General features: G+C 62.7%; 18 protein-coding genes and 1 pseudogene. 9 read left to right on the forward strand and 10 right to left on the reverse strand.

What is annotated here, in order from left to right:
• Window positions 1-113 precede the first annotated feature (113 nt).
• Complete coding sequence (locus tag DMB86_RS13370) at window positions 114-1,046, reverse strand: LysR family transcriptional regulator (protein WP_113718247.1); 933 nt, start codon at window positions 1,044-1,046, stop codon at window positions 114-116.
• A gap of 159 nt (window positions 1,047-1,205) precedes the next feature.
• Between DMB86_RS13370 and DMB86_RS13375 the strand changes: the two genes are divergently transcribed.
• From DMB86_RS13375 to DMB86_RS13405, 7 genes are all read left to right on the forward strand, one after another.
• On the forward strand, window positions 1,206-2,510 hold the full coding sequence (locus DMB86_RS13375; protein ID WP_113718248.1) for an aromatic ring-hydroxylating oxygenase subunit alpha: 1,305 nt from the start codon (window positions 1,206-1,208) through the stop codon (window positions 2,508-2,510).
• A complete protein-coding gene (locus DMB86_RS13380; protein ID WP_113718249.1) occupies window positions 2,507-3,922 on the forward strand; it encodes a ferredoxin reductase in 1,416 nt (471 codons plus the stop codon). The genes DMB86_RS13375 and DMB86_RS13380 overlap by 4 nt, the downstream gene beginning before the upstream one ends.
• Before the next feature lie 347 nt (window positions 3,923-4,269).
• Window positions 4,270-5,835 (forward strand): MFS transporter, encoded by a 1,566-nt coding sequence (locus tag DMB86_RS13385; RefSeq protein ID WP_227878369.1) that lies wholly within the window; start codon window positions 4,270-4,272, stop codon window positions 5,833-5,835.
• A gap of 247 nt (window positions 5,836-6,082) precedes the next feature.
• The gene (locus DMB86_RS13390; RefSeq protein ID WP_171814494.1) at window positions 6,083-6,706 is read left to right on the forward strand and encodes a cyclodeaminase/cyclohydrolase family protein; all 624 of its coding nucleotides are present in this window, start codon (window positions 6,083-6,085) and stop codon (window positions 6,704-6,706) included.
• Window positions 6,703-7,608 carry a bifunctional 5,10-methylenetetrahydrofolate dehydrogenase/5,10-methenyltetrahydrofolate cyclohydrolase gene (locus tag DMB86_RS13395; RefSeq protein ID WP_113718252.1) on the forward strand — a complete coding sequence of 302 codons (906 nt, stop codon included), beginning with the start codon at window positions 6,703-6,705 and terminating at the stop codon, window positions 7,606-7,608. Before DMB86_RS13390 ends, DMB86_RS13395 begins: the two co-directional genes overlap by 4 nt.
• Window positions 7,609-7,724: 116 nt before the next feature.
• Window positions 7,725-8,645 carry a formyltetrahydrofolate deformylase gene (gene purU, locus DMB86_RS13400; protein ID WP_113718253.1) on the forward strand — a complete coding sequence of 307 codons (921 nt, stop codon included), beginning with the start codon at window positions 7,725-7,727 and terminating at the stop codon, window positions 8,643-8,645.
• Between the two features lie 111 nt (window positions 8,646-8,756).
• Window positions 8,757-11,252, forward strand: a complete 2,496-nt coding sequence (locus DMB86_RS13405; protein WP_113718254.1) for a GcvT family protein — start codon at window positions 8,757-8,759, stop codon at window positions 11,250-11,252.
• 65 nt (window positions 11,253-11,317) lie between these two features.
• Here DMB86_RS13405 and DMB86_RS13410 read toward each other — a convergent pair whose 3' ends face one another.
• The 3 genes from DMB86_RS13410 to DMB86_RS13420 form a co-directional block, all read right to left on the reverse strand.
• The gene (locus DMB86_RS13410) at window positions 11,318-11,965 is read right to left on the reverse strand and encodes a GntR family transcriptional regulator (RefSeq protein WP_227878370.1); all 648 of its coding nucleotides are present in this window, start codon (window positions 11,963-11,965) and stop codon (window positions 11,318-11,320) included.
• Between the two features lie 429 nt (window positions 11,966-12,394).
• Window positions 12,395-12,844 (reverse strand): Clp protease N-terminal domain-containing protein, encoded by a 450-nt coding sequence (locus DMB86_RS13415; RefSeq protein ID WP_171814495.1) that lies wholly within the window; start codon window positions 12,842-12,844, stop codon window positions 12,395-12,397.
• On the reverse strand, window positions 12,837-13,058 hold the full coding sequence (locus DMB86_RS13420) for a hypothetical protein (protein WP_113718256.1): 222 nt from the start codon (window positions 13,056-13,058) through the stop codon (window positions 12,837-12,839). The genes DMB86_RS13415 and DMB86_RS13420 overlap by 8 nt, the downstream gene beginning before the upstream one ends.
• 141 nt (window positions 13,059-13,199) lie before the next feature.
• On the opposite strand from DMB86_RS13420, the gene DMB86_RS13425 reads away from it, so the two are divergent.
• Together DMB86_RS13425 and DMB86_RS13430 are read left to right on the forward strand one after the other, a co-directional pair.
• Window positions 13,200-14,090 (forward strand): ABC transporter ATP-binding protein, encoded by an 891-nt coding sequence (locus DMB86_RS13425; protein ID WP_227878371.1) that lies wholly within the window; start codon window positions 13,200-13,202, stop codon window positions 14,088-14,090.
• The gene (locus DMB86_RS13430; protein ID WP_113718258.1) at window positions 14,090-14,938 is read left to right on the forward strand and encodes an ABC transporter permease; all 849 of its coding nucleotides are present in this window, start codon (window positions 14,090-14,092) and stop codon (window positions 14,936-14,938) included. Before DMB86_RS13425 ends, DMB86_RS13430 begins: the two co-directional genes overlap by 1 nt.
• A gap of 32 nt (window positions 14,939-14,970) precedes the next feature.
• Here the strand turns inward: DMB86_RS13430 and DMB86_RS13435 are convergent.
• The 6 genes and pseudogenes from DMB86_RS13435 to DMB86_RS13460 all read right to left on the reverse strand — a co-directional run.
• Window positions 14,971-15,539, reverse strand: a pseudogene (locus DMB86_RS13435) (helix-turn-helix domain-containing protein); the annotation flags it as partial.
• A 234-nt stretch (window positions 15,540-15,773) separates the two neighbouring features.
• Window positions 15,774-16,634, reverse strand: a complete 861-nt coding sequence (locus DMB86_RS13440) for an SDR family oxidoreductase (RefSeq protein ID WP_113718260.1) — start codon at window positions 16,632-16,634, stop codon at window positions 15,774-15,776.
• A gap of 222 nt (window positions 16,635-16,856) precedes the next feature.
• Window positions 16,857-17,711 carry an amino acid ABC transporter permease gene (locus DMB86_RS13445; protein ID WP_113718261.1) on the reverse strand — a complete coding sequence of 285 codons (855 nt, stop codon included), beginning with the start codon at window positions 17,709-17,711 and terminating at the stop codon, window positions 16,857-16,859.
• Window positions 17,708-18,352, reverse strand: a complete 645-nt coding sequence (locus tag DMB86_RS13450; RefSeq protein WP_113718262.1) for an amino acid ABC transporter permease — start codon at window positions 18,350-18,352, stop codon at window positions 17,708-17,710. The genes DMB86_RS13445 and DMB86_RS13450 overlap by 4 nt, the downstream gene beginning before the upstream one ends.
• A gap of 23 nt (window positions 18,353-18,375) precedes the next feature.
• Complete coding sequence (locus DMB86_RS13455; RefSeq protein WP_113718263.1) at window positions 18,376-19,263, reverse strand: glutamate ABC transporter substrate-binding protein; 888 nt, start codon at window positions 19,261-19,263, stop codon at window positions 18,376-18,378.
• Between the two features lie 69 nt (window positions 19,264-19,332).
• Window positions 19,333-20,079 (reverse strand): amino acid ABC transporter ATP-binding protein, encoded by a 747-nt coding sequence (locus DMB86_RS13460; RefSeq protein ID WP_113718264.1) that lies wholly within the window; start codon window positions 20,077-20,079, stop codon window positions 19,333-19,335.
• Window positions 20,080-20,114 lie beyond the last annotated feature (35 nt).

Consider the following 20,114-nt stretch of genomic DNA (forward strand, 5'->3'; position numbering starts at 1 on the left):
CCCGGACCGGTCTGGCCGTGTTGGAACGTGTGCTCGACGAGGCGCCGGCCGCGGACGTGTCGCCACCTTCTAGACCTGCTGGCCCGTCGACAACAACTCGTGGCCATGCGATTTCAGAGATCGTCGTCGGGTCGGGCGGCGAGGATCCGATTGGCTCTGACCTGAAGGATGCCCATCGACTCCTGGATCAGGGGCGAGGCGGTGCTGCCCCTGCGCACCGCGGCGACAATGCGGCGGGTGGGTTTCGGGTGGCCGGTGATGCGTAGCCGAACCACGTTTTCGGCACCATTCAAAGGTGCCAGCCGGGGCAGCAGGCCGACGCCCAGCCCCGCACCCACGAACGCGATGTGGGTTTCCCATTCAACGGCTTCATGGGCAATCCGCGGAGTCACTCCGACTGCTGTGAACGCCGCGGTGAAGAGGGAATGGTAGGTGGAACCGGCGGCCTCCGTGATCCAGGGGTCCGATGCCAGCTCTTCAAGCGTCGCTGTTTCCCGTGATGCCAGCGGATGGTCACCGGGAACGATCACGTCCAGTGGATCGTCGAGCAGGACTCTTTGCTCGAAGCGCGGATCGTCCTCACCATAAGTGTCGGACTGCATGGCGACGATAACTGCAAGGTCGATGCGTTCGGCAATCAACAGGTCGAAGCAACGGGCGGGATTAGCCTCAAGAACCTGCACCTCCAGCAGGGGGTGTGTCGAACGCAGGGTGGCGGCCAGCGGCGCGAGCAACTGGGCGGCTGCAGAGGAGAATCCGCCGAGGCCAAAGTGGGACTGCACTTGGTCGCCGGCCTCCATGGCTGAGGCACGCAGGCTCTCCCACTGGGCAATGAGGGCATCGGATCCCGCGACGAGAAAGCGCCCCGTGGCGGTAAGCCGCAGGCCCCGCCCCTCTTTCGTCAAGAGCTGCATTCCTAGCACGCGCTGGAGCTCTCGCAGTTGCGCGGAGACGGCAGAGGGAGAATAGCCGGTGAGTTCCGCTGTGGCGCCTATCGTCCCGCAACGGGCGAATACGCGGAGTGTGACGAGCCTCGCATCGATCATGCATCCATTGTGCATTGTATTCTCTCAAATTTTGCGCTTTTCTCGCAGAAGATTTGTGACTAATCTCATAGCTACACCAATTGCGAGGACGACGCCGGTGCCACCCCACCTCCTCGCCCCCCGAATCGCACACGTCCCCAGCCCTCCCGAAGGAAACCCATGACAGCTTCAGTGAACGTGCCCCTCAATTCACGCGGAAAACTCGCTGCAACATTGCCTGCCGAGCAGCTGGCAGAAATTACCGCGTTGTTTGAGTTCCGGCGCACCGGCCACTCCCTCGATGCCCCCTTCTACACCGACTCGACAATTTTCAAGATCGACATGGAAGCCATTTTCGGCCAGCACTGGATCTTTGCCGCCAGCACCGCTGAACTCCCGGAGCCGGGCGACTACGTCACCGTCGACTACGGGCCATACTCCCTGATTGTGTTGCGCAACGACGACGGGGGCGTCAACATCCTGCACAACGTGTGCCGCCACCGCGGCGCCCGCGTCCTGACCGATGCCGCAGGGACCACCGGGAACCTCGTTTGCGGCTACCACTCCTGGACCTACTCCCCGGAGGGCAACCTGATCCATGCCTCCGCGCCCGGGGAAACGAAGTTCGACAAGGGCTGCTTCGGCCTCAAGCGCGCCCACGGCCGCGAGGTTGCCGGACTTATCTTCGCCTGCATTGCGGATGAACCGCCAGCGGACTTCGACGAAACCGCAAAGATCTTTGAGCCCTACCTCGCGCCGCACGATCTGTCGAAGACAAAAATCGCCTACCAGCAGAACATCATCGAAGAGGGCAACTGGAAGCTCGTCATGGAGAACAACCGTGAGTGCTACCACTGCGACGGCCACCCTGAGCTCGCCTGCTCCCTCTTTCCCACCTGGGGCCTGACGGAGGGCCTGATCCCGGCCCATCTCCAGGAGGTGTGGGACCGGAACAAGGAAGCACAGTCCACGCTCGAGGACCGGTGCCGCCGCTATGGCCTTCCCTATGAGGTCGTCGAGCAGCTTGACACGCGCATCGCGGGAATCCGCATCTCTCGGGAATCGCTCGACGGTGACGGTGAATCGTTTTCGCCCGACGGGCACAGGCTCTCCAAGAAGCTGCTTGGCGACTTGCGTGACTTCCGCCTTGGCCGCTGCTCGATGCACCTGCAGCCCAACAGCTGGTTCCACTTTCTCGGCGACCACGTCGTCACGTTCGGCGTTTTCCCCATCAATGAACACCAGACACTGGTACGCACCACCTGGCTGGTGGCTGACGACGCCGTGGAAGGCATCGACTACGACCCGGAGAAACTCACCTACACCTGGAAGCAGACGAACCTGCAGGACAAGGCGTTCGTGGAACTGTGCCAGCAGGGCGCCGGCAGTCCCGCCTATGAGCCCGGTCCATACATGAAGAGCGAATACCAGGTCGAGGCATTCATCAACTGGTACGTGCAGCGCGTACAGGAGCACTTGGCATGATTGAAGTCCTCACCGAGACGGGAACCCAGGAACCACAGCGGATTCGCGGTCTTGAAATGCCGTGGAACAGGGTGATGGGCAGCAACGAGGGTGCCGCCCGGGCGGCCCACGCTTTGGGACCCTGGCATCCGCAGGAGTTCATGGCCGAATGCGTCGAAACCGTTCCCGAGGCAGGCGGCATGATGACCTTCGTGTTCCGCCGCTGCGACGGTGCGCCCCTGGCGTTCCGAGCCGGCCAGTACGTGAACGTCGCGTTTCCCGTCAATGGCGAGGAGCCGGAGCCGGTGGACCGGAGCTACTCGCTGTCAAGTTCGCCCACCGAGCCGTGGACCTTCAACATCACCGTCAAGTGCGACCCCACGGGACTCGTCTCACCATGGGTGCACGCGAACGTCAAACCCGGCACCGTACTTGAGATGCTCGGACCGGTCGGGGCATTCCACCTGCCCGATGCCGACCGGCGGGCACGGTACCTCCTGCTTGCCGCCGGCGCAGGCATCACCCCCATCATGTCGATGGTGCGGACCATCCACTCCCTGCCCGGACAGGCCGACGTCGTTGTGCTCTACCACGGAGCGGCTGCCGGAGGCTTTGCCTTCCACAAGGAGTTGGCCTACACCGCCTCCGTGGACTCGCGCGTCAAGGTCTTCTACTCCCTGGGCGACCGCAGCATACCCGATGGGTGGGAAGGGCTCAGCGGAAGGCTGACGGCGGCCATGCTCGAGGAGGTGGCCCCGGACGCCAATGGCCGCCAGGTGTACGCATGTGGACCTGAGGGTTACCTGAACACCGCCACCGAGCTCCTCAAGAAGGTCGGTGTGGACGACACTTCCATCTACATGGAGTTCTTCTCCGGGGACCGCCAGACCCTCCTTGAATACCAGGCGGAGGTGGCTCTCGCGGCCGACTTCGCGGAAGGGATCGCCGAGGAGATCGCAGAATCCGCCGAGGACTACTATGAAAGCCAGCCCACCGCATTCGGCCTCTACGAGCCGGTTTACGACGCCGACGGAACCCTGGAGGCCTCGGGGCTGCCCCTGGAAATCGTCGCCCCTGAGGCGCCCGGCTCCGACGCCTCAGCCGAGAGCGCGGGCGGGGAGCCGGAAGCCGCTTCACCTGATGCCTCGAGCTTCGACACGGTGGGTACAGGCAGCCTCACCATGTCCTTCATGCGCACCGGCATCAATGTGCGGATCGAGCCCAGTGAGCGCATCCTCGAGGTGGCCCACCGTGCGGGCGTCAGAATTGGCGCGAACTGCAAGGAAGGCATGTGCGGCTCCTGCAAGGTCGTCAAGCTTTCAGGGGAGATCGAGATGAACCACCAGGGCGGGATCCGTGCACGGGAAATCTCTGCAGGCAAGTTCCTGCCCTGCTGCTCCACCGCGCGCACAGACATGGTGATCGATGCCTAGCCGCTTCCAGCTGCTCTAGGCCGGGCAGCAACAGTGACAAGTCCGAGAATGTCAGGCGTGGCGTTTGGTTTGCCCTCTATGGATTCGCGGGCTCCCCCCAACCACCCCGTGCGTTTCGGGGGATACAAATGCACCACCGGCCCGAGTGCATCTAGGACATGTTGCCGGCCACCCCCCTCCATCGGCACAGCCAGCCTGAACGCCTTCGTTGCCCGGCAGCGGTATGCGTTGCATGTATCAATTGGCCCAACTCGCTTCACGAAAACCGACAACAACCACCTCGCAGACAGTCTGAGGCAACCAGCATCGCCGTCAAGCTCATGATTCACCGAGCAGAGGATTCACTCATGTCTACAAGCAATGACTCAAAACCCTCCACGCCCAAGGAGTTGGCCGCCGAGAACAGCTTGGCAGCAGCTTCCCCCGACGCAGAACCCAGAAGTATACAGAACCCTAAAGCAGTCTTCAGTGTCACCGCTGAACCAAGAAGGGAACAAATCTCAATGACCCATCCGACCACTCCGACGGCCTCCGTCGACGCCTCCAAATCAAAAGAGACCAGCTCCAATTTCAAACGCCGCTTCATGGTGCGGCTTGTCGCTGTCTTCATCGGCGGGATGTTCCTCGACGGTTACATCCTCGGAATCATCGGCCCCGTCACCGGACTCATGCGGTCAGAGCTCCATCTCAACGCACTATCTCTGGGCATGATCGCTGCAGGCCCGCTGGTTGGTATCTTCGTCGGCTCCCCGCTGGCTGGCTGGGCTACTGACAAGTTCGGACGCAAGCCCATGTTCCTCGTGGACATGGGCCTGTTCCTGATCGCCTCAGGGGCCCAGTTCTTCGTAACCTCCGGAGACGGGGCCGTGATCCAGCTGGCCATCATCCGGTTCATAATGGGCGTCGCGATCGGCGGCGAGTACTCAATCGGTGGGCCATTGCTATCAGAGTTCTCACCTCCAAAGCTCCGCGGGCGACTGCTCGGGCTGACTCTGATCGCCTGGTACGTCGGTTTCATGATGGCATTCATCATCGGCACGCTCCTGCACGACGCCGGCACCCCATGGCGCCTCATAATCGGCACGAGCACGATACTCGCATTCGTGCTGTTCCTCGCCCGCTTGGGCCTGCCCGAATCGCCGAGCTGGCTCATTACGAAGGGACGGCACACGGAAGCACTCGCGATCGCACGCCGATACGTCGAATCGCCCCAGATGCACGACAGCATCACCGGAGAGATGGATCTGAGGATGATCCAGGAGGCCCAAGCCGCGAAGAGTGGGACCAAAATCAAGGGCGCCTCCATTGGAATGCTGTTCTCCAGGCAGCACTGGCGCACCACCCTCTTCACCGCCGGTTTTTGGTTCTGTGCGGTCACTCCGTACTTCGCGATCGCGACCTTCGCCGACGACGTGCTCAACCGATTCGGCTTCGGCGGCTGGACCGGTGGAGTCGGCCTGTCCGCACTTGCGGCCGCGGGTGTTGTCACCACCGTACTTCTGATTGACAAGCTCGGCCGCCGAATCCTCACCGTGCCCGGGCAGTGGCTCTGCGCAGGCATCCTGCTGATCATCGGAGTCTGGGCGGACGCACCATCGATCATCGTGCTCGTACTGTTTCTCGCCTTCTCCTTCTTCAATGCCAGCTACACCACGCTGACCCAGGTCTATCCGGCCGAGGTATTCCCCGGCCACCTGCGCGGCATCGGCATGGGCTTCTCCGCGGCCTTCAGCCGCATCGGAGCCGCACTCGGCACCTTCGCCCTGCCATGGGCGATCATCAACATCGGCCTTGGCCCAAGCATGATCGTAGCCGCCGCCGTCGCATTGCTCGGCGCAGTCCTCTCGCAATGGCTCGCGCCTGAGACGAAGGGGCGCACCCTCGCCGAAATCTCAGCACATTTATCCCACTGACACCGGGACTGCACGGTGACTTCGAGCCAGAGCTAAGGCCCTCGGCCACGAACCCCGTTGCCGACCCGCTGGCCCGTCCTCGAGCTGAATGGCCTGGCAGGGATGGGGGCGCCTGCGCCCGGGTGAAGGAAAGCCCGTGGAGGCGTTGACACGCGTGATGTGGAACACTAACGTTTGTTATATATGAGTTGTATGATCAGTTGTCAGCTTTGAAATCTACTTCGGACAGGCCAGGAATTTGGAAAATTTGGGTTCGATATCAGTCGGCGTTCTGCTTGACCAGGTCGCACAACGCATCCCTGCGCCCGGGGGCGGCACAGTGGCCGGGCTCCAGGCGGCCTTCGCGGGCAGTCTGCTTTCCATGGTGGCCGGCTACTCCCGCGGGCGGAAGTTTGCCGATGTGGAAGATGTCATCAGTGGCCTGGCCGTTCGGGCTGCGCAGTTGACAGCACGGGCCGTCCAAGCTGGTGAAGACGACGCACAGGCGTTCGCGAAGGTGGGGGCCGCCTATGGGCTTCCGTCCGAGGGCGAGGCCGCAAAGGCCGGGCGCCGGACGGCCATTCAGTCAGCCCTGGTGGGTGCGGCGAGGGCGCCGCGTGAACTCATCACCATCTGCGCGGAGCTGACGGCCGTGGCCGAAGGCCTGCTCCCGATTGGCAACCGCAGCGTGGTCGCGGACGTCGCTGCGGCGGCCGCCTCGGCCCGGGCCGCGGTGTCCACTGCCCGGGTGAATCTTGAGGCAAACCTGCCGGCGGTGGAGGCCGCCGGCGTTGACGGCGGAGGACTGCGGGCTGCTGCGGACAGCGTCGAAGCTCTGCTGCTGCGGCTGGATGATGTCACGGATGCCGCCCGGAATGCGGTTGCGGCGTGAACGCCCGAATCCTTTCGGGCCGCCCGGTCGCCGAGGCCATCCTTGCGCGGCTCGCGAACGTCATGGAGGAACTGCACCGCCAGGGCCAGGACCGCCAGCTTCTCATCGTGACGGCCACTCCCGATCCCTCCAGCGCATCCTACGTCCGGGCCTTGCAACGGTTCGGGGCAAAGGTGGGGGTCACCGTAACCGTCGCCGATCTGGGCCCGGAAGCCTCCGCTGCCCGTATCCGGTCTGTCCTGGAAACAGCCAGCGCCGATGACGCCATCCACGGGATCATCATGCAGACCCCGTTGCCCGACGGGATCACCCTGGCAGGGCTCGGCAGCGCCATTGCGGTGGAGAAGGACGTCGATGGCGCCAATCCCGCCTCGCTGGCACGGCTCCTGGCACAGGAGCCGTGCTTCCCGCCAGCCACGGCGGCCGCCGTGATCGAATTGCTGGACCACCACGGCATAGCGCTCGCGGGCCGGAAGGCCACGGTCGTCGGGCGATCGCTCGTCGTCGGGAAGCCCTTGCTGCACCTGCTGCTCAACCGTGATGCGACAGTGACCATCGCCCATTCCAAATCGGTCGACCTGCCCGGGCAGACCGCGGGGTCCGCGATCGTCGTGGCGGCGGCTGGCAGGGCCGGCCTGATCGGCCCCGAGCATGTGGGTCCGGGCAGTGTGGTCATCGACGTTGGCACGAACTATGACGACACCGGCGCACTCGTCGGAGACGTCCAGGCCGATGCCGTCGGGGCCGTCGCAGCCGCCATGAGCAGGGTCCCGGGTGGGGTCGGAACCATCACCACGGCACTTCTTTTCCGCAATACCGTCCAGGGCTTGCCCGCGGAAGCCGGGCCCGCGGTCCCACACCGCGCCAAGGCCGCTTTACAGGGGGCCTGCCCGCCCGGGTGAACCTTCAGCCAAGGTAGGGTCCCGGACGAAACCTGCACCCTTTACCCGGCGCCCCCACCACCAGCGAAACCCTCCCCCAGGCCCCGCGGGGCCCGATGAACAAGAAACGAGACACCATGACCACCACCCTTCCACTGGCCGCCAACCCACAGTCCCAGACCACGGCGGGAAGCCCGGAACCTGCCCGAGGGCCCGATACCGTGCTGACCCTGTCCTGCCCGCAACGCAGCGGGATCGTCCATGCCATCTCCCATTTCCTGATGGAGAGGGGATCCAACATCACCGAGCACCAGCAGTTCGACGACGTCGTGGACGGCAGGCTGTTCCTGCGCACCGCGTTCACCGGCACCGCGCCAGATACCGACGTGGAGAAGCTCACCGCCGACTTTTCGCCGGTCGCCGCCGAATTCGACATGGAATACACCTTTCACAACGGTGCCCGCCCGAGGGTCCTGGTGATGGTCTCAAAGTTCAGCCACTGCCTCCACGACCTGATCTTCCGCTGGCAGACCGACAGCTTGGCCGCAGACCTGGTCGCCGTCGTCTCCAACCACGAGGACTTGCGGCCCATGGCCGAAGCGGCGGGCCTGCCTTTCCACCACATACCCATCACGGCACAGACCAAGGCAGACGCGGAGTCACGGCTGTTGGAGCTCGTGGGGTCCTACCAGACGGACCTGGTGGTGCTGGCCCGCTACATGCAGGTCCTCTCCAACGACCTTTGCCGCCAACTCTCCGGCCGCGCCATCAACATCCACCACTCCTTCCTGCCCGGGTTCAAGGGCGCACGGCCCTACAAGCAGGCATACGACCGCGGGGTCAAGCAGATTGGCGCGACCGCGCACTACGTCACCGCAGACCTGGACGAAGGCCCAATCATCGAACAAGAAGTCATCCGGGTCGACCACCGGCTCAGCCCCGACCAGCTGGCTACCGCAGGACGGGACACCGAAGCACTTGCGCTCTCCAGGGCAGTGCGGTTGCACGCCGAAAAGCGCGTGCTGCTCAGCGGACACCGCACCATCATCTTTACCTGACCAAGCACTTTCGGCCGGACCTACCGCACACCGACAACACGCCAGCCCCGCCCCCGGCCACATGGCCAAGCACCGTCCCCACGAACCCGACCCCAAGAACGGAAGACCACCATGCAAATATCACCCCGCGTCGTTATCATCGGAGCCGGCATCGTCGGCGCCAACCTGGCCGACGAACTCACCGAACGTGGCTGGACCCGCGTCACCGTCCTGGACCAGGGCCCGATCCCACTGACCGGCGGCTCCACCTCCCACGCCCCGGGGCTGGTCTTCCAGACCAACCCGTCCAAGACCATGACCGAATTCGCCGCCTACACCGGCCGCAAACTTGCCTCCCTGGCCAGGGACGGAGCCCGGGCATTCAACGCCGTCGGCGGCCTCGAAGTCGCCACCACCCCTGAGCGGCTGACCGAACTCAAGCGTCGTCACGGATTCGCCACGGCATGGGGGCTGGAGGCCCGCCTGGTGGATGCAGCCGAGGCCAAGTCCCTGCATCCGCTCATCGACGAAAAGCTGGTTCTTGGCGGCCTGCACGTGCCCAGCGACGGCCTGGCCTCCTCGGTGCTGGCCGTGGAACTGCTCCGCGAACGCGCCGAGTCCCGCGGCGCCAGGTTCCTCGGCTGCACCCCGGTCACCGGCATCGAACGCGCCGGCGGCAAGGTCACCGGGGTCCGCAGCGCCGACACCGTATTCCCGGCGGACATCGTGGTCTCCGCCGCCGGATTCTGGGGACCGGCCGTCGGGGACCTGATCGGCATGACGGTGCCCCTGATACCACTGGCCCACCAGTACGTGACCACCACGCCGCTGGCCGAACTGGCCGGGCACCCGGACCAGGTCCTGGGCAGCGGCAACAATGCCAGCCTGCCCATCCTGCGCCACCAGGACCAGGACCTTTACTTCCGCCAGCACGGTGAGCGACTGGGCATCGGCTCCTACGCACACCGCCCCATCCCCGTCGGCTACGACGAAATGCCGGCCGTGGACCGGATCACCGAGCACTCCATGCCGTCCCGACTGGAGTTCACGGCCCAAGACTTCGACCAGCCGTGGAAAGCCTGCCAGCAATTGCTGCCATCCCTGCACAACGCCGCGATCGACGACGCATTCAACGGCATCTTCTCCTTCACCCCCGACGGCGGATCACTGGTGGGTGAATCCCGGGACCTGAAGGGATTCTTCATCGCCGAAGCCGTCTGGGTCACACACTCCGCCGGCGTGGCCAAGGCCGTTGCCGAACTGCTGGTCAACGGCCACGCCGAAACGGACCTGCACGAACTCGATCTCGCCCGCTTCGAAGAGATCCAGCTCCAGCCCGAGTACGTGCTGGAAACCTCACAACAGAACTTCGTCGAAATATACGACATCCGCCACCCCCTCGAACCGCGCCAATCGCCGCGGGAACTGCGCGTCTCCCCCTTCCACCAGCGCCAGGTGGAACTCGGCGCCTTTTTCCTGGAAACAGGCGGATGGGAGCGCCCGCACTGGTACGAGGCAAACGCCAGCCTGCTCCAGCGCCTCCCCCAGGACTGGCAGCCCCCGGCCCGCGACGCCTGGTCGGCGAAATTCGATTCCCCCATCGCCGCAGCCGAGGCTCACGCCACCCGGACCAACGTGGCCATGTACGACATGACGGCGTTGAAGCGGCTGGAAGTCTCCGGCCCCGGCGCACTGGGCCTGCTGCAACGGCTGACCACCGGACAGCTGGACAAGAGCATCGGCTCGGTCACCTACACGCTCATGCTGGACGAGGCGGCGGGGATAAAAAGCGACCTGACCGTGGCCCGCATCACTGACACCCTCTTCCAAATCGGCGCCAACGGCGGGCTCGACCTGGACTACATCACCCGCCAGGCAGCCGGGCAGACGGAGGCAACCCCGCAGCAATGGGTCCAGGTCCGGGACACCACCGGCGGCACCTGCTGCATCGGCGTGTGGGGACCCCACGCCCGGGACCTTGTCCAGCCGCTGACCCCACAGGATTTGTCCAACGAAGGCCTGAAGTATTTCCGCGCCGCCAGCACCACCGTCGCCGGCATCCCGGTCCGATTGATGCGCCTGTCCTACGTCGGGGAACTCGGCTGGGAGATCTACACCAGCGCCGAGAACGGCCTGCGGCTATGGGACGCCCTCTGGGCGGCCGGCCAGCCCCTCGGCGTGACCGCCGCCGGCCGCAGCGCGTTCAACAGCCTCCGCCTGGAGAAGGGGTACCGGTCCTGGGGCACCGACATGGACACCGAGCATGACCCCGTCCAGGCCGGCCTCGGCTTTGCCGTGCGCCCCAACAAGGAAGGCTTCATCGGCAAGGAAGCGCTGGAGCTGCGCAGCGCCCAGCCCCCGACCACCCGCCTGCGCTGCCTGACCATAGACGACGGGACATCGATGGTGCTGGGCAAGGAACCGGTATTCGCCAATGGACAGCGGGCCGGCTACATCACCAGCGCAGCGTTCGGGCACACGGTCCGCAAGCCCGTGGCATACGCCTGGCTGCCAGCGGCCCTGGCCGAGAACGCCAAGGTGGAAATTGAATACTTCGGCCGGCTGATTACAGCCACCGTGGCCGCCGAGCCCCTCGTCGATCCCGAGATGAAAAAGATCCGCGCCTGACCACGCACCATCAGGCGGTGGCCCGAAAGCAACCCTTTCAGGCCACCGCCCATCCCCCACCGCGCCTAAAGATTGCCGCGCACAAGCAGTTCGAAGTGCGTGACATGTTCTTCAGCAAGGACAGCAGCGCGATCCGCATCCCCATCGATAATCGCCCGCAACAAAGCCTCATGCTCCTTGACATTCCCGGCAATCGGGGCAAGCCCCGTAAGCACGAAGTTCCACATCCGCTGGGAAAGACTAAAATACTGGATCAGTGTCGCCTCCAGGTAGCTGTTGCGCATGATGGCGTACACCATGCGGTGGATCTGCCCGTCCAGATCCATCGCGGCCCTGTTGGACGCCGGCGCGGCGTCCGTCAAAGCCAGCAAACAGTCCTCCAGCCGAAGCCGGTCATCATCGGTTGCCATCTCGGCAGCACGACGCGCAGCAAATGCTTCGAGCACCCGGCGGGCGTCGGAAATGGCCTTCAAGTCCCGGATGTTCACGTCCGCGATAATGGTTCCCCGGCGTGGATAGACCGTGAGCATCCGATCAGACTCCAAGCGCTTGACGGCCTCGCGCATTGGCGTGCGTCCAACCTTCAGCTCGGCCATCAATTCGTCTTCATTCAAGGCCGCACCGGGAGGCAGCCGCATGTCAATGATGCGCTCCCGCAACTCAATATACGCGTGTTCCGCCCTGGTCCGGCCGACAGTAGATGTTCCGTTCACAATGCGGGGCCTCTTCCTCGATCCAAAGAACCACTATCCGGCTCACCCTAGATATATCAGATCCGTCGGGCCGCCAGAACAACAGCCGCTCGCGCCAGTCCGGGACGGGAGGGCCGTTCGCTCTCCCACGCAACGGTGCAGGGCGCAACCTCTCTACCGGAGGGGGCCAGCCCAATGGCTTCCCCTGGGACTTCGGGCAGCCCAACGCGTGCAGCGTCGGTCATCCAGCTCGCAATTCGACACCACGTATTGGGCCACCAGCCCGACGAACGACGATGGACGATATTTCCGGCCACCTTTCCCTCCGGTCCGTCGGACTCCCAACTCATCACAGTAAGTGGATCCTTCGGCGGACACCCGAGTTGCGTTCCGTGGCTGGGATGGGTCGGAGGGGGCGGCAATGTTCTTGCACGCAACGAGCCGGCCGCTTTACTGATTGGCGTGAAAACTGCCGGGCTTGATGTGCAGGTCATTTAGCAGGACCGCGGCCGGGTCCGGTTGTTTGCGTTCCAGGAGCGCGTCAAGGAGATCGATGGTGGTGGCCTGGCGGGCTTTCCTAGCAGTGGCCATCGCGAGGGCCCGTGGAATGACGGCGCGCACTCCAGAGCTCAGCGGCATGTGTTTGCTTTTGTGGGCGCGGGACATGGGATCTATCTCTGGGGCGGTGATGCCGATCGCGGCGAGGGCGCGGCGATCGAGGTCGTGGGCGTGGGTGCGCGCCGTAAGAACGTCGACTCCGGTAAGCGTGGCAATGTCGGTGTCGTGGAGGATCCCGAGCAAGAGGTGGTCAGTGCCGATGCGGCGGTCGCCGCGTCGGACGGCCTCGTCGCGGCTGGACTCGATGGCCGCGCGGGCGGCGGGTGAGAGCCGGCTAGTCATGGTTGGCTTCCTGCTTCGCGTATTTCGTATGGACTGACTGCCGGGTAACGCCGAGCGCGTCTCCGATCTGTTCCCAGGACCAACCCTGCTTACGCGCAAGTTCGACATGGATTGCCTCAACCTGCTCCGCCAGCCGGTGCAGCGCACCAACCGCGCGCAGGCCGACCACGGGATCGGCCGACTTGATTTGTGCCGGGAGGTCACCAGTGAACATAGCTGACAGCTTAGCTTGACAAAGTCGTGCCGTCAATCCAAACTGACAAGATCAAAGGCTGTCAGTTTGATCTGACAAGGAGCTGAAATGCCAACAGGGACAAAGCGTCATGAGCGGGTAGTCGACGTAGAGGGCTTGCGGATGCGCTACGGCACCAAAGTTGTCCTGAATGATGTGACCTTCCAAACCTGCCATGGGCAGGTGCTGGCACTGCTGGGGCCGAACGGGGCAGGCAAGACGACGACGATCGAGATCCTGGAAGGGTTCCGGGTCAGATCCGCCGGCCGGGTGTCGGTCCTCGGCACCGATCCCGTCCGCGGGGGCGAGGGGTGGCGGTCGCGTCTGGGAATCGTGTTGCAGTCCTGGCGGGACCACCCTAAATGGCGGGTGCGCGAGTTGCTGGCCTATCAAGGGTCCTACTACACGCCCTACGGGACTGAGTCGGTCGTCCGACCCTGGGGCGCGGACAATCTGCTGGCCGCGGTGGGTCTCAGCGGACAAGCGCACACACAGGTCAGAATGCTCTCCGGCGGGCAACGCCGTCGACTCGACGTCGCGATCGGGCTGGTCGGTCGTCCTGAACTGTTGTTCCTGGATGAACCGACCGCGGGTTTGGACCCGCAGGGCCGCCGCGACTTTCATGACCTCATCCGCGAGGTGACCGAGCGTTTCGAGACAACAATCCTCATCACCACCCACGACCTGGACGAAGCCGAGAAGCTTGCAGATCGGATCATCATCCTCTCCGGGGGGCGCATCATTGCCGATGGCACACCTACCGGTTTGGCCCAAGAGATCCTCGGCCGCGATGAGGTCCGCTGGAGTCTCCAAGGGGAACACTTCCGAGAATTCGTAAGTGACTCCACCGGGTTCGTCCGCGGCCTGTTCACGCAGCACGGCTACGCGATCCGCGACCTGGAAGTCCGCCGCGCCTCGTTGGAGGACACCTATCTCAGCCTCGTGCGTCGGGCCGAAAAATCCCCCGACGCCTGGACTGGCAACCAGGCAGAAGACTTGAAAGGAACATCCTGATGACGTCATTCGCGAACTCGGTGCGCGCAGGCGTCACCGGGGGCCTGATCGAATTGCGACAATCCTTTACAGGCACGGCACTGATCGGCCAACTCCTCTGGCCGGTGGCGACCCTTGTTGCGATCATCCTTCTCCGCGACACGAAATACGGCGCGGGCAATGTCGGCCTGGGCGGGTTCATCCTGCCCAGCACCCTCGGCATGTTCGCCGCACTCGGCATGGTCTTGATCATCCAATACCTCTCCGCCGACCGCGAAGACGGCACGCTCCTGCGCGCCAAGGCCACTCCCAACGGCATCCGCGGTTACCTGATCGGGAAGTTCGTCACCGTCTCCGGCTCGGTCCTTGCCTACCTGATCATCATCCTGGTCCCCGGACTTTTCATCGTCGGCGGGAGGCTGGATCTCAGCCGTCCCGCATCGTGGCTGACGCTGGCCTGGGTGTTGGTTCTCGGGCTCGTTGCAACCCAGGCCATCGGCGCCATTATCGGGTCACTAATCTCCAGTCCCCGCGGCGCCTCATACCTCTCGTTCCCAGTCATCGGCCTGATCACGATCTCCGGGATCTTCTACCCGATCACCGCCCTGCCGGGCTGGCTGCAAGGGATCGGCCAAGTTTTCCCCATCTACTGGCTCGGTCTCGGAATGCGGTCAGCGCTGCAGCCGACCAGCGCAGTGAACATCGAGATCGGCCAGTCCTGGCGGCACCTGGAAACCGCGGGAGTCCTCGGCCTGTGGGTTGCCTTCGGACTGATCGTGGCCCCCATCGTGATCCGACGGATGACCCGCCGCGAATCAGGATCGAAATTCATCGAACGCCGCGACCAAGCACTCCAACGCTCCCGCTGAAGCAAGGCACCTTGTTAGTCGGTCCCCCGCCGGACCATGTTCAGCCAGGACGCGCTGGTCGGGGTGAAGTGCACGTTGATGCGGGGATGCTCACCGAGCCATGACCTGACCTCAGCGGTCTTGTGTGTCGCGTAGTTATCCATGTGCGTTTGGCCGGCGAGCCGATCTGCAACGGCAACCCCGGCTGGGTACGGTCCAAAGCCTGAATCTGGGTCTTCTCAGCAATGCCCAACACCACCGCATTCTCCGGCGGGGCCATGTACAGTCCCACCACGTCGATGACTTTCACCTCCAGCTCCGGGCCGGTGGAGAACTTGAAGGTCTCTTCCTTCCACGGCTTGAACCCGTACTCCCGCCAGGTCCGTGCCACAGTGGAGAAATCGATTCGCAGATGCCGGGCCAGCAGCCTTGCGGACCAGTGCGTGACACCGAGCTTCTTCGGCGGCGGCTTCAACGTTGCGGTAATGATTTTCGCCCGGTCAATCTCCCGCGGCCGGCCCGACCGGTCCCGGTCTTCCAGCCCGTCCAGGCCGAACGCCTGGTAGCGGTTCCGCCACGCTGTCACGGTAGGAACGGGCACACCGGCCAGCTCTTTCTCCCCAAAACTAACCTAAAAACTACTTAAGACAAGCGCCACTAGTCGCGGCACCCAGAACCTTGAGGGAGCCGGAATTCTGTTCGCAATACACCAGGAAGAACTTCCGCGGAAGCGTTTACTCCACCTCACGTCATTCGACAGTTATTCCTCGCACCAGCCGCCCAACGCCCAACGAACCTCGACGCCATGCCATGCCCCAGGGCAGCAAACCGGGGTTAGAGAGAGTTCCGCGGTGGGTTAGTGCGCTGCTCTCAGGAACGGTTCGATCCGCCGTTCTCCTGTCGGGGTGCCGACGGCATCGATTTTGAGTGATTCGAGGAAGAACCGTGTCAGATTGCTCAGGCGGGGAGAACTTCGATCGGCCGCCCATTGGAGTGGTCGCAGGATCGATGGAGGGATGCGCAGAATGTGCTGACGGCGACCTGCGACGCTGAAGGCTAGTTCTTCAAGTTCGCGGTAGCTGAGAATGTCGGGGCCGCCGATGTCCCAGCTCGCCGATGGTTCGGCAAGATGTTCGACGATGAATTCGGCGAGATCAGCGCCATGGATGGGGTTAATTTTCGCGGTACCGTCGCCGAGGGTGAATCCGAACCCTCGCCTGGCCATGAGCAGGAAATCGGTGACATCGGAGAAGTAGCCGGAGGGGTTGACGATCTGAGCTGCTACACGGCTGCGGCGCAGCGTTTCCGAGAACGCGTGCTTGGAACGCATGGTCAAGGACGTGCCGCTCTGGCAGTGCAAGACGTTGACGTAGAGGAAGGACACCACCTCATGGCGCTCTGCGTCCTCAAGCAGGCGCAGGTTGCCGAGGAAGTCGATATCCCACGGACTCGCGTTCTGCCGGGTGACTCCCAGAGCGGAGACGACGCGGTCGGCGCCCTGGCAGGCATCCATGAGCGTCGAGGAGTCCGTGTAGTCAACGATTCTCCACTCGGCAACGTGGCCATGCAGCGACGGCGCACCGAACGCACCCGGGGCTTCCGCACGCTCCCGCGAGCGAACCAGCGCACGCACCCGATAACCTCGCAAGTCGAGCACGTCGACGACATGTCGTCCGACATAGCCGGTGGCGCCCGCGACAACGATCGTCTCGCTCATGGATGTCACCTTTCCGGTACCGCGTTGAACTCACTTGCCGTCGAAACGACGGGAACTGCGCAATATTGCGGTGATTGCAACCATCGCTCACTAAGTGCTGCAACCACCGCAATATTTCAAGAAGCGTCGATCAATACGTCAAACTGACGGGTGATCGACACGATACCTCTTTGAACCGGAATCGCCGAGTGCCTGTGATGCTCGTTGGTGTGCGAGGCAGAATCAAGCCATGGCTGCTTGTTGGGCCGCCTCGTCCGACGTCGCCGCAGTTCCAAACCGTCGTTGTTCTCTACGCTCGATCGCTCCCGCGAGCAGGGACAGTCCGATATTGACAAGCATGAACAGGATCGCGGCGACGGACAGTGCTTGGAGTGCGGACTGGCTGTAGTACGACCCGATTAACGTTGCCGTGTGCAGCAGTTCCAGATAACCGCCGAGGACATAGGCCAGTGCCGTTCCCTTGAATATGATCACCATTTGGCTCACCATCGCCGGGCTCATCGATCGCAGTGCTTGTGGCAGCAGGACCAGCCAAATGGTTCGGATCGGGGAGAATCCAAGCGCGGTCGCCGCTTCTGATTGGCCGTGCGGCAGCGCTTGAACGCCTGCTCGTATCAGATCTCCAATAACCGCCCCACTGTAGAGCGTGAGCGCGATGACCAGAAACCAGAAGTCCGGGAGCTGCACGCCCCAGGTCGGCAGCATCAGCGAGGTAAAGAACAGAAGGAGCAGCACGGGAATGCAGTTGAAGATCGCGGTATAGCCCATGCAAAAGCGGCGAAGCACCCAGGACGGCGAGAGGAGACCGAACGCTAGCAGGCATCCAACCACCATCGATAGGATCATGGCTGTGACTGCAGCGGTGAGATTGTTGAGAAGGCCTGCTCCAAGAAGTCTCCACATCCCCCATTGGGAGAATGGTGCCCACGCCGAGGCACTGAAAACGTCGTGGGCGCTGAGCTCAACGATCACCCATAGGCCGATGACCAGGACGGCCACACAGGTAGCGATCTCCAAGAGTCGGTGCCGGCGGCGGGCTCGCGGACCGGGCTCATCGAAAAATGTTGTGAAACTCATCTGCTGAATGCCACCTTTCTGTCGAGGGCCGTGACCAGTCGCGTTAACAGGAGGCCGATCACGATATAGGCAACTGCGGCGCCCCCCAGCATGATGAAAGGCTGCACTTCGTCGATGGCGATTTTGTCGGCGGTGAAAGTCAATTCAGCGACTCCCACCACTGCAGCCACGGAGGTGTTCTTGACCATCATGATCAAGACATTTCCCATTGGTTGAATCATGGATGCGAATGCCTGGGGCAGGATCAGACGCTGCATGGATCCGATTGGGGAGAAGCCTAGAGCCCGACTTGCTTCCAGCTCCCCTCGGCTTACAGTGTTAAGACCAGAACGCAGTGTTTCACTGATGAACGGTGCCGTGTAGATGATGAGAACGATCGCCGCCGACGTGAACAAGGAATATTGAATGCCCAAAAGTGGAAGTCCAAAGACGAATAGCACCATTTGGACGGGCAGCGGGATGTTACGGAAAACCAACACATAGATGCTGGCGATGGTACGCAAGGTGCGAATCGGACTTGCACGAAGCGCAGCAAGGACGATGCCGAGAACCATGGCTCCTGCCCATCCGAGCGCAATCAGCGCCAGGGTGAGCAGGATGCCAAGGCCGAACTCAGGAAGATGCGGTAGGAGAAATGACATGAGTCTCTGCCTCTGTGTGCTGGCTAGTAGAGAATGGGCGGAGGCGTCGGGCTGTCGTGCGTGAGCTTGCCGACTGTGTCCTTATAGATCTTCGTCCAGTCGCCGCCGGTCTCCACCTTCTTCAAGAAGCTATCCAGGTAGTCGTGAAATACTTTGTCCCCCTTAGGCAGTCCAATGGAGTCGTTGTCGGATGCCGGCTTGCCGTCCTTGAGCAGATCACCTTTCGCCATATCGAATTTTCCTGGATTCTGGCTCATAAGGCCGAGAAGAATCGAGTTAGTCGTCGCCACTCCGTCGACGCGCTTCTGTTCGAGCGCCTGCATGCACTCGGTGATCGTTCCGAAGGTGATGAGCTTGGCGCTCGGGGCATTCTGCGGAACCATCGCCACCGCTCCGGAACCCGCCGTGACGCAAATGTTCTTGCCATTCATGTCTGAGGGCTGATTGATCTCCGTGTAGCCCTTTCGCACCATGACGGTCACCGGACTCATCAGGTAGGGTCCGGCGAAGTCGACCGCAGCCTGACGTTTCGGGTTAGGCGGGTACGTTGCGATGACAACGTCGACCTTGTGCTGTTGGAGGAATGCTTCACGGTCGGCGCTGGTTACCGTCACGTATTGGATATTCGCGGCGCTGCCGGTGAGGTCTTTGGCAAGAAGCCCCGCGAGCTCGATATCCATTCCTTCCAGCTGTCCGGTCACTGGATTCTTCATTCCGAAGAGGGGGAAGTCGTCTTTGACGGCAACAATGACTTTGCCGCGTTCCTGGATTTTGGCCATGGTACTTCCGGCCGGAAAGGTCTGAGCTTTTTGGGCGGCGGCGGTTGGCGTGGAGGTACCGCCGCAAGCGGTCAGCCCCGTGGCGACCAATGCCACCATGGCCAAAGCTGTCAAATGACGGAATCTTTTCATCTTTATTTCTCCTTAAATTGTTTTGCTCGGGAAGCCGGTTTTGCGTCGGCCGGCTGTGGGTTTGCTGACTTAGTGCACCGATGAGAGAAAATCTCGTGCACGCTCACTTGCCGGGGCAGTGAAGAATGTGTCTGGGTCTGCGACCTCGAGGACTGCGCCGTCGGCCATAAAAACGATGCGGTCCGCGCATGATTTCGCGAACGACATCTCGTGGGTGACGACAATCATGGTCGTTCCTCCTTCCGCCAGCTGACGCATGACCTCGAGGACCTCTTGAGTGGCTTCCGGGTCCAGAGCAGACGTCGGCTCATCGAAGAGAATGACCTTGGGATCCATGGCAAGGGCCCGAGCAATTGCGACTCGTTGGGATTGACCCCCGGATAGCTGCACGGGCAATGCGTTGGCCTTTGACCGGATTCCCACCATTTCGAGCAGCTCGTAGGCCCGTGCCTGGCTCGATGCCTTGTCTTGACGCAAAATTTTTCGCGGGGCCAAGGTGACGTTGTCCAGAATCGACATGTGGGCGAACAGGTTGAACGACTGAAAGACCATGCCGACCTCCGTTCGAAATTGGTAGAGTTCCTTGCCTTCAACCGGTTGAGGTTTCCCGTCAATCAATATCGACCCCTCGTCGATGGTCTCAAGACGATTGACGGTTCGGCACAAAGTGGACTTTCCCGAGCCGGAGGGTCCGACGATCACCACGACTTCCCCGTGCCCTACCGTGAGGTTGATATTGCGAAGTGCTTGCAGATCGCCGAAACGTTTTCCGACCCCGCGGAACTCGACAACGGGGTTCTCGGGTTCATGAATCATGATGCATTCTCCTTCTGTAGGCAGCGTTAAGGGCG

The organism is Arthrobacter dokdonellae (assembly GCF_003268655.1).
In the GTDB taxonomy this organism is placed as follows: Bacteria; Actinomycetota; Actinomycetes; order Actinomycetales; family Micrococcaceae; genus Specibacter; species Specibacter dokdonellae.

What these genes read in the sequence shown, in the direction of transcription:
- DMB86_RS13370 (WP_113718247.1), bottom strand. Translation starts at nt 1,046, where the DNA reads ATGATCGATGCGAGGCTCGTCACACTCCGCGTATTCGCCCGTTGCGGG.
- DMB86_RS13375 (WP_113718248.1), top strand. Translation starts at nt 1,206, where the DNA reads ATGACAGCTTCAGTGAACGTGCCCCTCAATTCACGCGGAAAACTCGCT.
- DMB86_RS13380 (WP_113718249.1), top strand. Translation starts at nt 2,507, where the DNA reads ATGATTGAAGTCCTCACCGAGACGGGAACCCAGGAACCACAGCGGATT.
- DMB86_RS13385 (WP_227878369.1), top strand. Translation starts at nt 4,270, where the DNA reads ATGTCTACAAGCAATGACTCAAAACCCTCCACGCCCAAGGAGTTGGCC.
- purU (WP_113718253.1), top strand. Translation starts at nt 7,725, where the DNA reads ATGACCACCACCCTTCCACTGGCCGCCAACCCACAGTCCCAGACCACG.
- DMB86_RS13405 (WP_113718254.1), top strand. Translation starts at nt 8,757, where the DNA reads ATGCAAATATCACCCCGCGTCGTTATCATCGGAGCCGGCATCGTCGGC.
- DMB86_RS13415 (WP_171814495.1), bottom strand. Translation starts at nt 12,844, where the DNA reads ATGACTAGCCGGCTCTCACCCGCCGCCCGCGCGGCCATCGAGTCCAGC.
- DMB86_RS13420 (WP_113718256.1), bottom strand. Translation starts at nt 13,058, where the DNA reads ATGTTCACTGGTGACCTCCCGGCACAAATCAAGTCGGCCGATCCCGTG.
- DMB86_RS13425 (WP_227878371.1), top strand. Translation starts at nt 13,200, where the DNA reads ATGCGCTACGGCACCAAAGTTGTCCTGAATGATGTGACCTTCCAAACC.
- DMB86_RS13430 (WP_113718258.1), top strand. Translation starts at nt 14,090, where the DNA reads ATGACGTCATTCGCGAACTCGGTGCGCGCAGGCGTCACCGGGGGCCTG.
- DMB86_RS13440 (WP_113718260.1), bottom strand. Translation starts at nt 16,634, where the DNA reads ATGAGCGAGACGATCGTTGTCGCGGGCGCCACCGGCTATGTCGGACGA.
- DMB86_RS13445 (WP_113718261.1), bottom strand. Translation starts at nt 17,711, where the DNA reads ATGAGTTTCACAACATTTTTCGATGAGCCCGGTCCGCGAGCCCGCCGC.
- DMB86_RS13450 (WP_113718262.1), bottom strand. Translation starts at nt 18,352, where the DNA reads ATGTCATTTCTCCTACCGCATCTTCCTGAGTTCGGCCTTGGCATCCTG.
- DMB86_RS13455 (WP_113718263.1), bottom strand. Translation starts at nt 19,263, where the DNA reads ATGAAAAGATTCCGTCATTTGACAGCTTTGGCCATGGTGGCATTGGTC.
- DMB86_RS13460 (WP_113718264.1), bottom strand. Translation starts at nt 20,079, where the DNA reads ATGATTCATGAACCCGAGAACCCCGTTGTCGAGTTCCGCGGGGTCGGA.